Origin of the sequence: Paracoccus isoporae (assembly GCF_900101865.1) — a bacterium.
Taxonomy (GTDB): Bacteria; Pseudomonadota; Alphaproteobacteria; order Rhodobacterales; family Rhodobacteraceae; genus Paracoccus; species Paracoccus isoporae.
Genome location: NZ_FNAH01000003.1, coordinates 306,592 through 318,876 on the forward strand (window position 1 = coordinate 306,592; position 12,285 = coordinate 318,876).

Here is a 12,285-nt window from a genome sequence, read left to right on the forward strand (position 1 = left end):
CGGACGCATCCATGATCTGGGGCTGGCTCTCCTCCGCCAGCCCCATCCACATTGGTCTTGACGGACACAAGATGACGACGCCGAACATTCTCTGGATCACCACCGATCAACAGCGCTACGACACGATCCGCGCCCACGGCAACACGGCAATCAACACGCCCAATCTGGACCGGCTGGCAGCCGAGGGTATGTCGTTCATGAACGCCTATTGCCAGGCGCCGATCTGCACGCCGAGCCGCGCCTCCTTCATGACCGGGCGTTATCCGGCCTCGCATCACGTGCATCGCAACGGCAACGACCATTTCCCGCCGACCGAGCGGATCCTGCCCCGGATCCTGAAGGACAGCACCGCCTACACCACCTGCCTTCTGGGCAAGCATCACCTGTCGCGGTCCGAGGACCGGATCGAGCTGATCCCAGAGGATGGCTATGACCACGCCGAGCTGTGCGATTGCTGGCCCATCGGGCGCGCTTATGACGCGTGGCTGAAGGAAAAGCACGGTGTCGAGGATCCGCTGAAGCTGTATCCCGAATTGCTGCAGGCCTCGCCCCGCGATTACGGGCCGGGCTTTCCGATGGAGATGCAGCAGGCGACGTGGTGGGGCGAACGCGCCACCGCCTTCATCGAACGACAGCATGATGCGCCCTGGTTCATGAACCTCAACGCCGTCGATCCGCACCCGCCCTTCTTTCCGCCGCAGGAATTTCTGGACCGCTACGATCCCGAGGACATGCCCCTGCCGCTCTATCGTGAGAGCGACGTGGCCCGGCAGGAGGGGTTCTGGGACATCGATCAGCAATGGAAGAAGATCCAGGATGTCCGCCATTACGATCCCGCCGAGGATATCGACCAGTCCGAGATCCCGCTGGAGCAGCGCAACCTGTTCGATTTCCCGCCCGACACCTATGACGCGCGCTATGTGAAGGCCTGTTATTACGCGATGATCGAGATGATCGATGATCGCGTCGGCGCGGTGCTGGAGGCACTGGAGCGCACGGGTCAGGCCGAGAACACGATCGTCATCTTCACCTCGGATCATGGCGAGATGATGGGCGATCACGGCATGCTGTACAAAGGCTGCCGCTTCTTCGAGGGGCTGGTTCATGTGCCGCTGATCGTGAAATGGCCGGGCGTGACGAAACCCGGCAGCCGCAGCGACGCATTGGTCGAATTGATCGACATTGCGCCGACCCTGCTGGAGATCGCGGGCACCGAGATTCCCTATAACATGCAGGGCAAGTCTCTTGTCCCGCTGTTGCGTGGCGAGACGGAGACGCACAAGCCCCATGTGGTCTGCGAGTTCAACGAGGCTCTGGCCGGGATGCCCTATCAAAGCCACGGCACGATGGTGTTTGACGGCCGCTACAAGACCTGCATGTACCACAAGGCCGGCAAGGCCGAGATCTTCGATCTGCAGGAAGATCCGGGCGAGTTCGAGTCTCTCTGGGACAAGCCGGGCTTCGAGACAGAGCAGATCCGTCTGCTGAAGCAGCATCTCGACGCGGTGATGGCGACCAGCGATGCCGGGATCGAGCGGACGGGGAATTACTGAGCGCCAGTCATCGCGACCAACGATGCGCGGCGGGGCCCGGCCACCGCCCTAGCGCGGCTTGTGCTGCAACCGGCCGTAGAGCGCGTCCCAGCTATGCTGGTCGAGCGGTTTTTCCCCGCGCACTTCGGGGCGCACATCCGCACTGCGCAGGTTGAAGCCGCTCAGAACCGCGGGGCGCGCCTCCATGCGGTCCAGCCAGCGATCGATGGCAGAGGCATCGAATGGCGTCGGGTACCGGTCACGGAACCCCTTCACGTACGGATAGCAGGCAATGTCCGCAATGGAGTATTCATCGACGATGAACTGACGGCCGGTCAGTTGGGCATTGAGAACCCGGCGCAGGCGATCCGCCTCGTTCCGGTAACGCTCGATCGCGTAGGGGATCTTGTCGCGGGCATAATGGTTGAAATGGTGAAGCTGGCCGAACATCGGCCCGATCCCGCTCATCTGGAACATCAGCCATTGCAGGCAATGATACCGGCGCTGCGGATCGGTGGGCATCAGCAGACCGGTCTTTTCCGCGAGATAGATCAGGATCGCACCCGATTCGAACATGGCGAGCGCACGCCCGCCCGGCCCGTCATGGTCAAGGATCGCCGGCTGCTTGTTGTTGGGGCTGATCTTCAGGAATGCCGGGTCGAACTGATCTCCGTTCAGGATGTCGATGAAGCGGACCCGGTAATCCAGCCCGGTCTCTTCCAGCATGATGGCGATCTTGCGGCCGTTCGAGGTCGGCCCGTAGTAGAAATCGATCATCGTCCCCTGTCCTTTCCTGCGCCGGCATCAGCCTGTCTCGCCACGCCTGCGCCGTGTCACCTGCCAAGCTGATCGACGGCCAGCGAGATACGCTCCCGCAGCGCCGGGGTCGCCACGCTGTGGTTCACCTCATCCGCGGACCGGACCCCGCCGAGCGTGATGTCCCAGGGCAAGACATGCGCACCCAGACAGGCAAGCGGCACCCGCAAGGCCGCCAGCCCACGCCAGCCGCCCAGCGGAGACCCGGAGGCCGCGGCAAGCAGGACGGGCTTGCCCCGCGTGGCATAAGGCCTGATCCGGCTCAGCCAGTCGATCGCGTTCTTGAGCGGACCGGGGGTCGAGAAATTATACTCCGGCGACACGATCAGCAGGCCGTCCGCCGCCAGAATATCCTGCGCGATCTGGCGGATCTCCGCAGGAACGCCGTCCACGCGCTCCCGCAGGTCGGTGTAGAGGGGCAGATCCTCGACCACGGCATAGTCCAGTTCCGACAGGCTGTGGCCGCGATCCGCCAGAACGCCTTCGAGATGCGCGAACAGGGCGCGATTGACCGAATCCGGCCGGGTCGATGCTGCGAATCCGTATAGTCTCATCTCGGTCCCTCCGCGCGCCTCAAATCAAGGCCCGTACATCAGATGCACCAGATAGAGCGACAGGCCCGGGATCAGGATGATCAGCGTGATGCGGATGCAATCGGCAAGCAGGAACGGGGTGACCGCACGGTACAGATCGCGCATTGAAAGGTCCGGCGCCGCGCCCTTCACGACGAACAGATTCATGCCGACGGGCGGAGTGATCAGTCCGATTTCGACGACCGAGAGCAGGAGGATGCCGAACCAGATCGCGTCGATCTCGTAGCTCAATACCACCGGGAAAACGAAGGGCATGGTCAGAAAGATCATCGACACCGAATCCATGAAGCAGCCCAGCACGATATACAGAACCACAATCCCCAGGATCACCTGAACGCGCGAAGGTGCGCTGTCGTGGACCCAGTCCGTCAGGGCCTGGGCAATCTGCGTGGTCTCGATGAAGGAGTTGAACAGCGCCGCGCCGATCAGGATGAAGAAGATCATGCCGGTCAGCGACGCGCTTTCGCGTGCGCTGCGCAGGATCGCGGCGCGGTGCAGGCGGCCGCGCAGAGCGGCAATCAACGTCACGCCGACCACGCCCACCGACGCCGCCTCGGTCGGGGAAAACAGCCCGGCGAACAGCCCGCCCAGGACCACCCCGAACACCACCACGACCGGCCAGGCGCTCAGCGCGAGCTGCAGGCGCTGCACAAGCGGGACGCGGTCCGCGGCGGCAGGAAACAGCGCGGGCTTCAGCCGCGCGGTCGCCCAGATCGCGGACATGTAAAGAACGGTCGCCAGCAATCCGGGGATGATCGCCGCGACGAACAGCCGGCCGATGGATTGCTCTGCCAGGATGGCGTAGATCACCAGAATGATGCTCGGCGGGATCAGCACGCCCAGCGTCCCGCCGGCCGCGACGGTGGCCGCGGAAAGGGCGCTGTCATAGCCCCGGCCGCGCATTTCCCCGATCGAGATCTGCCCCATCGTGGCCGCCGTCGCCAGCGACGAGCCGCAGATGGCGCCGAACCCCGCACATGCCGCAATCGTGCCCATCGACAGCCCGCCGCGACAACTGCCGAAAGCCGCTGAACCGGCATCGTAGAGATTGCGCGACAGGCCCGTATGCAGGGCCAGCGTCCCCATCAGCACGAAGAGCGGCACGACCGACAGCCCATAGGGAAAGGTCGCCGCAAAGGGCAGGTCGCCGACGACAAACAGCGTGGTCGCCCAGCCATTGATCGCCGCGCCGCCGATCAGCCCGACGATCGACATGGCAATCGCAATCGGCACGCGCATGGCCAGCAGCAGAAAGAAAGCCCCGATGCCGGTCAGGCCGATCTCGAACGCGGTCATCTGTCCGCCCCGCCCGGATCGGGATCCCCGGTCTCGGCAAAGATCGCTGACGCGGCGGCCAGCACCGACAGGGCCAGCCCGGTCACGATGGGCACCCAGTAGAAGATCATGGGGATGCGCATGTTCTGCGACACGTCGCCATAGGCCCAGATCAGCCTGGCCTGACCCCAGACCGCGACGCTCAGAACGCCGCAGACGACGGCGCCGGCCAGCCAGCCCAACATGGCGAGCACGCGCGCCACCGAGGCCGGCATCATGTCCGACAACACGGTCACGGCCACATGCGCGCGGCGCGAGAACGCATAGGCGATGCAGGGAAAGACCGTGTACATCATCGCGAGCTGGGTGATGTCGATCATGCCGGGCACGGGGACGCCGACGGTGTTGCGCAGGATGACATCCAGCACGGTCAGCAGCGCAATGCCCGCGAGGCAGGCCGTCGAGACGACCACCAGCACATCGCCGATCCGGTCGGCGCAGCGCAGCATCCCCTGGGTCCGCGCGCCCTGCCCCGCCATCGTCTCGACGCCCGCGCCGGAGTCAGTCATGTTTCGCGATTTCCGCCTTCAGCGCGTCGAGGATCTCCTCGGCATTGTCCACGCCAAGATCCTTGGCCGCCTGCAAAAGCTGATCGGTGACCGGCTGCAATTCGGCCTTGTAGCCTTCGATCTCCTCGGGCGTTGCCGCGACGAACACATCGTCCGGGTCGGCCTTCTCAAGCTCATAACCGACTTGTCCGGCATCGTCCCACAGCGCCCCGAAGGTGGCCACGAGAATGTCGCCCGAGACCTGATCGACGCAGGCCCTGACATCCTCGGGCAGGCCGTCATAGCGGGACTGATTCATCACGAAGAAGAACCCGACCGTATAGAGCGGAACGTCGTAATGATATTTCAGCACTTCGTTCAGCTTGTAGGCGCCGATGCCGGTCCATTCGGTCGCCACGCCGTCCAGCGTGCCTTTTTGCAGATTCTCGTATTGATCGCCGGGCGGCAGGCTGACGGCCTCTGCCCCGTAGAAATTCAGCACCGCGCTCGATGATCCGTTCGGGGTGCGGATGCGCAACCCGTCAAGATCCTGCATGGAGTTCAGCGGTGCGTTGGCGTGCAGCGAGCCGGGATTATGCGCCATCATGGCAAGGATATGCACCCCCGGATATTCCGGCTTCAGATGGGTGCCGGAGAGGGCCCAGAGCGCCTTGGAGTTCGCGCCTGCCGAGCCGGAGACGAAGGGCAGTTCAATCAGCGAGGTCCGCGGAAACCGGCCGAGCGGAAAGCCGGCATGGCCGAACGCCACATCGACGACGCCGGCCTTGGCCTGGTCGTATTGCCGGGCAATATTGCCGAGCGCCGATCCGGCCGTGTGGAATTCGACCTCCACCTTTCCGTCGGTGCAGCTTTTCAGTTCATCCGCCCATCGGGCGATGAACTCGGTGTGCAGAAAGATCGTGGACGGGAAAAAATGGCTGAGCTTCAGCGTGATCTCCTGCGCGGCGGCCGGGGATCCGCCCCAGGCCAGCAGCGCCGCGGCGGCGACAGCCGATCGCAGGGTTGACGGGACGTTCATTTCGGTTTCCTCCCTCAGGTCTTGTCTAGAAGTTCCGGTCCGCAAGCCAGGCGTCGATGATGCCGACAGCGCGCGCCTCATGCTCGGGCTGATCGCGGTAATAATGGGTGGCACCCTCGATCCGGTGATAGATCTTGTCGGTCATGCGGGCGGCGGCGAAGACACGGTGCGGGTGCGAGACGGGCACCGCATCGTCGGCGCTGTTTTCCATCAACAGCAGCGGTTTGGTGATATGGGCCATGCAGCGCTCTGCATCGGCGGCACTGTGGTCGATGGACCATTGCGACAGCCATGCCCGCAGGGTCGAGTAGCGTGCCAGCCCGACCGGCCCGGTATTCGCCGTTTCAGGATTGCCGAGATAGCACCAGCGGGGGCGTCGGTCATTCGGCTCCAGCGCCGGGTCCAGAAAACGCGGGTCGGCCAGCGTCCGGTGCACCAGGAACGGCCGCTCGATCTCGCCGCCGCCGCGCCGTTTGAGCCGGTCCAGCACCTCAAGCACGCGGTCGGTGATGCGCCGGACACGGGCCAGTTGGGCGGCGCGGAACCGGTTGACGAACTGGGCGTCATAGGGCGCGCGCACCAGATCCCCGTAGAGATCCAGTTCAGGGTCACGCCTGTCGGGATCAAGCTCGTCCATCACCGACGGGTCAATCCATTCCGACAGCGTCACGGCGCGGCCGATATGGGCAGCAATGAACATCACCGCATCCGCGGCGGGCATCTCGATCCGGGTCAGGTCATAGGCATCGCCGGCCGGGGTCTCCACCACATCCGGGTGCTCGGCCTGGGACTGGTAGAAGGCGGTCAGGGAACCGCCCCCGCTCCACCCGCACAGCACGATGTTTTTGTATCCAAGAACCTCGCGGGCGTGGCGCATATAGGCCGCCAGATCGGCCGCCACCTTTTCCATGATCAGCGGGGCGTCATTCTTGGCGAAGCGCGACCCGCAGCACAGCACATGCCATCCCGACCGGGCCAGAGCCACCGGCAGCGGCATCAGGTTCAGCGTGGTGGCGGGATGCATGAACACGATGACCGTCTCGCTGTCGCGCCCGACCGGCAGGATGCGCTGACCCTCGAGAAAGACCTTTCCCTGGCTTCCCACGAAGCCATAAACCTCTGTAAAGGCAGGGCTTTCGTCGAAGGAGACGATGACCGGCTCGCGCCTGATGTCAAAGCGTGCTTGCGTCACGGCGATCCCCGGCTTCGACCTGACAGGCCCTTGCGATGCGCGCAGTCATTCCACCCCCCTATTGCAAGCCAGAGACACAGCTTGCCGAGTCAATTATTGCATCCAAAATACACTCCACTAGCTGATACTCAACAATTATGTTGAAAAAATGTATACGAAAATGAAATTACACTTCGAGATAGCGCCGCCGAATCTCCGGCGCGGCGATGAAGGCAGCGGTGCTGTCCTGAAAGACCATCTGCCCATGGACCATGACCAGAACCCGGCTGGCGATCTTCAGGGCGATAGTCAGCTTCTGCTCGACCAGAAGCACGGCACAACCGCGGGCGGCAATTTCCACGATCAGCTCTTTCACCTGTGTCACCATCGCAGGGGCCAACCCCTCGGTCGGCTCGTCGATCAGCATCAGGCGCGGGTTCGACAGCAGGCTCCGGCACATGCTCAGCAATTGCTGTTCGCCGCCGGACAGGGCCCCGGCAGGCACCTTCGCCCGCTCGGCCAGCCTTGGAAACCGGCTCAGCACATCGGGTTTTGTCCAGCCGCCCTCCGCCCTGCCACGCCAGTTTCCCAGATCGAGGTTCTGTTCGACCGTCAGGGTCGGAAAGACCTGCCGGTCCTCGGGCACATAGGCCAGACCCCTGCGGACCACCTGATGCGGGTCAAGCCGATCGATCCGCGCGCCGTCAAGCAGCACGCGGCCGCGCCGCTCGACATCGCCCATCAGCGCCTTGAGCGTGGTCGAGCGACCCACGCCATTGCGGCCGAGAAGGGCAACGATCTCGCCCGGGCCGACCTCGAAATCGACGCCCTGCAGCACATGGCTGTGTCCGTACCAGGCATGCAGACCGGACACGACGAGGGTCATGCGATCTCCTCCTCGGCGCCGAGATAGGCCTCCTGCACGGCCGCATTCCTGCGAATTTCCTCCGGCGTGCCGCTGGCAATGATCCGGCCCGACGCCAGCACGGAGATCCGGTCGGCAATTCCGAACACCACGTCCATATCGTGTTCCACCATGAGAAGCGTGCGCCCTTCGGTCGTGGACAGAATAAGATCGCGTGTCCGCCTGGCCTCGTCGCGGTTCATCCCGGCCGTCGGCTCATCGAGCAGGATGACCCGTGCATCCGACGCCACCGCGACCCCCAGTTCAAGGGCCCGCTGATCCGCATAGGACAGCAGCCCAGACGGGGTGTCGGTGCTGGCGATGCCAAGGTCGCGGGCCATCGCGGCTGCGCGTTCATGCAGGTCGCGGAGCCGGGCGAGCGGTGACCAGAAATCATACCTGACACCGGCGGGCCACAGCATGGCGCTTGTCAGCACCTCGATGGCCGTCAGCCTGGGGAACAGGTTGGTGATCTGAAAGCTGCGCGACAGGCCCTTGCGCGCGATCCTGTGGGGTTTCTGGTTCTGGATCTCCTCTCCGAACAGGCGCACGACGCCGGAGGTCACGTCCAGCCGGCCGCTGATCATGTGAAACAACGTCGATTTCCCGGCACCATTCGGCCCGATCACGGCGTGGCGTGACGATTTTTCGATGACCAGATCGACCCCCTCGATCACGCGCAGCGGACCGAAACTCTTGCTGATCCCCGACAACTCGATCGCGGCGGTCATGCCCGGTCCTCCGGCTTGCGCGCACCCCGGCGGCCCGCCGCAAGCAGCCAGATCCCCGCGGCCAGACAGAGTCCCGGCACGCTCCATGACCATAGGTTGGCCGCATCCAGCGTGATTGCGCCAAACAGGTGCAACTCTGTTCCCCGCGTGCTGACGACCGAGGCGCGATAGGCCAGTTCGATCGCCAGGACAGCGCCCATCACCAGCGGCGCGAGCCGCAGCGCACGACCAGCGACGGCGCGCAGCGCGGCCAGCCGGTTCTGCCCGGTCAGCATCCGCACCGCGCCGACCCATATTCCGGCAAGTCCCCCCGGCGCAAAGACGATCATCGCCACGAAGAAGATGCCGTAATAGAACAGCCAGGCCTCGCTGTGATCGCTCAGGGTCGATTGCAGCCAGGTCACCAGGCTGGCCCCCATCACCGGACCGAAGAAATGCCCGGTCCCGCCGATCACGCTCATCAGCACCACATTCGACGAGATGTTGAGCGACAGCGCCTCGACGGTGACGATCTCGTAGAGCAGGCTCGACAGACCGCCGGCGATGCCCGCGAACACCGAGGCCGCCACATACATCATCAGCCGCACCACATAGGGATCGAATTGCAGGAATCCGGCCCGTTCCGGGTTGTCGCGCACAGCGGTCGCAATGCGTCCCAAGGGCGTCTTCGTCAGGTAATACATCATCCCCAGGCACAGCAGCGCCCAGGCCAGGATCAGGTAGTAGGCCTGCAGATAGGGCCCGAATGTCAGGCCGAACATCTCTGGCCCCTGCGTCCGGTCCGCGGAGATGCCGGATTCGCCGCCGAACGTGCCTTTCAGCGTCTGCGACAGGCTGAAGGCCAACTCGCCCAAGCCCATCGTGATCATGGCGAAGGCGATGCCGCCGCGGCGTGTCGCGACCGATCCCAGCACCAGACCCAGAACCAGCCCGCACAGCCCGCCGGCCGCCGGCAAAAGCGCAATCGGAACCGCCAGCCCGCCGTCGTTCACCATGCGCGTCAGATGCATCACCGTGAAGGCACCCGCACCAAAATACAGGGCGTGACCGAAGGACAGCAGCCCGGTGGTGCCCCACATCAGGTTGAACGAGACCGAGAAGACGGCGGCAATCGCGATCTGGGACATCAGCGTGGCCGTGAAGCTTGACCCTGAGAGCCACGGCACGGCGACACCGCCTGCCAGAGCCAGTGCAATCAGGAAATGGTTCAAATATCTCGACATGGCCTGGCCTAGAGGTCTCTGGTGCCGGCGATGCCGCGCGGACGAAAGATCAGTGTCAGAACCAGCAGCAGATAGGGCAGCAGTGGCGCGATCTGGGCCAGAGACACGCTCCACAACTCGGCCAGCCCGCCCTCGCCGGGGCTGCCGAAGCCGAGCATCGCATAGATCGGCCTGTCGAACCCGATGGCGAGCGTCTGGACCATGCCGATGATCAGGGAGGCCACGAAGGCACCGAACACCGACCCGAGCCCACCGACGACCACGACCACAAAGACGATCGGTCCCAGTTCCCGCGCCATCGCCGGTTCGGTCACCAGAACCGCGCCTCCGATGGCCCCGGCCAGGCCCGCAAGGGCGGAGCCAACCGCAAAGACCTGCGTAAACAGGCGCGGCACGTTATATCCCAGCATGCCGACCATGCGGGGCAGACCAAGCGCGGCCTGCACCAGCAGCCCGACCCGCGTGGTCCGCAGAAAGACGATCACCACGGCCAGCATCCCAAGCGCCACCGCCATCATGAAAATCCGGTAGGTCGGATAGGCGACCCCATCCAGAACGAACATCGGATCGCGCAGGATCTGTGGCAGCACGAAGTTGACGGCAGACCGCCCCCAGACCAGTTGCACCACCTCCTCGATCAGGAAGGCCAGCCCGAAGGTCAGCAGCAGCTCGGCCACATGGCCCTGGGCGTGAACCTTGCGCAGCCCGAACCGCTCGACTGCCGCGCCGATCAGCCCCACCAGGATCGGCGAAATGATGATCGCCACCCAGAAGCCGGTCACGGCGGAGAGCTGAAACCCCAGATAGGCCCCCAGCATGTAGAAGCTCGCATGGGCAAAGTTCAGGACGCCCATCATGCTGAAGATCAGGGTCAGGCCGCTGCTGAGCAGGAACAGCAGAAGCCCGTAAGCCAGCCCGTTCAGCAGCGAAAGGATCAGAAGACTGGACACATTCCTGGCCTTGTCGGTTGATGGCGGCTTCAGCCGGGTCGCTTCATCTGGCAGGTCGTGGGCACGACCGCGCTTTGCGCCGGGAACTCCCGGATCGTCTTGCGGCCGATCCCGGTCCCTTCCAGATCATTCGGCACATCGCGAGACAGCACGGTGACGAATTGTGGCATGATGATCTGGTGATTTTCCGGCTGCATGACGGCCTGCCCCAGCGGCGTGTCATAGCTCATGCCCGACAGCGCCGCGGCAACCTTGGCCGGATCGTCGCCGACTTCGTCGAGGGCTTGTGCCAGCATGCCGAACATGAACTTGACCCGCATGTAGCGCCAGTCATCGCCAAATTCTTCCTTATAGGCCCCGGCAAACGCAGCCAGTTCGGGGTTGTCGATATTCTCGTGCCATTCCGAAAGCTCGTAGACCTTGTTCACGCCGGCATCGCCCATGGCCGTGACCGCGCCGAGCAGGCCCGAATAATAGGTGTACCAGTCTACATCGAGCCCCGCGTCACTGGCCGCCTTGACCAACAGCGTCAGATCAGCGCCGAAATTCCCGGTCAGGACGGCCTGCGCCCCCGATGCCTTGATCTTGGCGATATAGGGCGCGAAATCCTTGATCTTCATCAGCGGGTGATACTCATCCGCGACAATCTCGATATCGGGACGCTTCTCGCCCAGCATGCTGCGCGCCGCATCGCCCACTGCATGACCGAAGGAGTAATCCTGGTTGATGAGATAGATGCGCTTCAGATCCTTGTTGTCTGCGATGAAATCCGTCATCTCCGCGGTCTTCTGGTTCACTTCCGTGTCAAAGCGGAAATGCCACCAGCTGCATTTCTCGTTGGTCAGGGCCGGATCCACGGCGGAGTAATTCAGAAACACCATCGTCTGATCGGGATTGCGGCTGTTGTTCTTCTCGACGGCCTCGATGATGGCGGCCGACACGGATGATCCGTTGCCCTGGCTGACGTAATGGAACCCCTCATCGGCCAGCTTGCGCAGCAGCAAGACGGTTTCCTGCGGGCTCGCCTTGCTGTCGAACGGCACGACTTCCAGCATCCTGCCGCCATCGACCCCGCCATTGCGATTGATCTCGTCCACCGCGAATTGATAGTGGCGCAGACCCAGCTCGCCAGAGCTTGCCAGCGGCCCGGACAGGGGATCGACAAATGCGATCCGGATCGGCTCCTCGGCTTGCGCCATCGGTGCGAAGACAAGTGCTGCGCTGACGGCAACGGTTCCAATCACATGCTTCACGTCAACCTCCCTCATTCACGGTGAATGCCTGTTTCTCATTTTTGTATCCATTTTTGCAGTTTAATCAAGTAAAATTTCCATTAATGTCTTTTTATGCATACATATATGGCGCTTTTAACACCGCTGAGCGGTCCCCTTTATCCTGACAGGAGACCGCACTTGCCGGGCGGGCGGGCATCACCTCGACGGCGATGAATTGGAACTCACCGGCAAGCGATGTCCCGACCGTGTGCTCGGTCCAGGGACAGGT

General features: G+C 63.5%; 12 protein-coding genes. 1 reads left to right on the forward strand and 11 read right to left on the reverse strand.

The genetic code is table 11. The annotated features are described in order from the left end of the window. Positions 1-71: 71 nt before the first annotated feature. Positions 72-1,553, forward strand: a complete 1,482-nt coding sequence (locus BLT73_RS07710) for a sulfatase family protein (RefSeq protein ID WP_176804991.1) — start codon at positions 72-74, stop codon at positions 1,551-1,553. Between the two features lie 48 nt (positions 1,554-1,601). On the opposite strand, the gene BLT73_RS07715 is transcribed toward BLT73_RS07710, so the two are convergent. From BLT73_RS07715 to BLT73_RS07765, 11 genes are all read right to left on the reverse strand, one after another. Further along, positions 1,602-2,309 carry a glutathione S-transferase N-terminal domain-containing protein gene (locus BLT73_RS07715; protein WP_090522494.1) on the reverse strand — a complete coding sequence of 236 codons (708 nt, stop codon included), beginning with the start codon at positions 2,307-2,309 and terminating at the stop codon, positions 1,602-1,604. Positions 2,310-2,365: 56 nt separating this feature from the next. Next, the gene (locus tag BLT73_RS07720; RefSeq protein WP_090522496.1) at positions 2,366-2,902 is read right to left on the reverse strand and encodes an NADPH-dependent FMN reductase; all 537 of its coding nucleotides are present in this window, start codon (positions 2,900-2,902) and stop codon (positions 2,366-2,368) included. Between the two features lie 24 nt (positions 2,903-2,926). After that, the gene (locus BLT73_RS07725; RefSeq protein ID WP_090522498.1) at positions 2,927-4,237 is read right to left on the reverse strand and encodes a TRAP transporter large permease; all 1,311 of its coding nucleotides are present in this window, start codon (positions 4,235-4,237) and stop codon (positions 2,927-2,929) included. Beyond that, positions 4,234-4,785 (reverse strand): TRAP transporter small permease, encoded by a 552-nt coding sequence (locus tag BLT73_RS07730; protein ID WP_090522500.1) that lies wholly within the window; start codon positions 4,783-4,785, stop codon positions 4,234-4,236. The genes BLT73_RS07725 and BLT73_RS07730 overlap by 4 nt, the downstream gene beginning before the upstream one ends. After that, positions 4,778-5,803 carry a TRAP transporter substrate-binding protein gene (locus tag BLT73_RS07735; protein ID WP_176804993.1) on the reverse strand — a complete coding sequence of 342 codons (1,026 nt, stop codon included), beginning with the start codon at positions 5,801-5,803 and terminating at the stop codon, positions 4,778-4,780. The genes BLT73_RS07730 and BLT73_RS07735 overlap by 8 nt, the downstream gene beginning before the upstream one ends. A 25-nt stretch (positions 5,804-5,828) precedes the next feature. Next, a complete protein-coding gene (locus tag BLT73_RS07740) occupies positions 5,829-6,995 on the reverse strand; it encodes an alpha/beta hydrolase family protein (RefSeq protein WP_090522504.1) in 1,167 nt (388 codons plus the stop codon). Between the two features lie 166 nt (positions 6,996-7,161). Beyond that, the gene (locus tag BLT73_RS07745; protein WP_090522505.1) at positions 7,162-7,860 is read right to left on the reverse strand and encodes an ABC transporter ATP-binding protein; all 699 of its coding nucleotides are present in this window, start codon (positions 7,858-7,860) and stop codon (positions 7,162-7,164) included. Continuing rightward, the gene (locus BLT73_RS07750; RefSeq protein ID WP_090522507.1) at positions 7,857-8,609 is read right to left on the reverse strand and encodes an ABC transporter ATP-binding protein; all 753 of its coding nucleotides are present in this window, start codon (positions 8,607-8,609) and stop codon (positions 7,857-7,859) included. The genes BLT73_RS07745 and BLT73_RS07750 overlap by 4 nt, the downstream gene beginning before the upstream one ends. Further along, positions 8,606-9,832, reverse strand: coding sequence for a branched-chain amino acid ABC transporter permease (locus BLT73_RS07755; RefSeq protein WP_090522509.1), 1,227 nt, complete (start codon positions 9,830-9,832; stop codon positions 8,606-8,608). The genes BLT73_RS07750 and BLT73_RS07755 overlap by 4 nt, the downstream gene beginning before the upstream one ends. 8 nt (positions 9,833-9,840) lie before the next feature. Beyond that, complete coding sequence (locus tag BLT73_RS07760; RefSeq protein ID WP_090522511.1) at positions 9,841-10,782, reverse strand: branched-chain amino acid ABC transporter permease; 942 nt, start codon at positions 10,780-10,782, stop codon at positions 9,841-9,843. A 29-nt stretch (positions 10,783-10,811) separates the two neighbouring features. Beyond that, positions 10,812-12,035, reverse strand: a complete 1,224-nt coding sequence (locus BLT73_RS07765) for a branched-chain amino acid ABC transporter substrate-binding protein (RefSeq protein ID WP_176804994.1) — start codon at positions 12,033-12,035, stop codon at positions 10,812-10,814. Positions 12,036-12,285 lie beyond the last annotated feature (250 nt).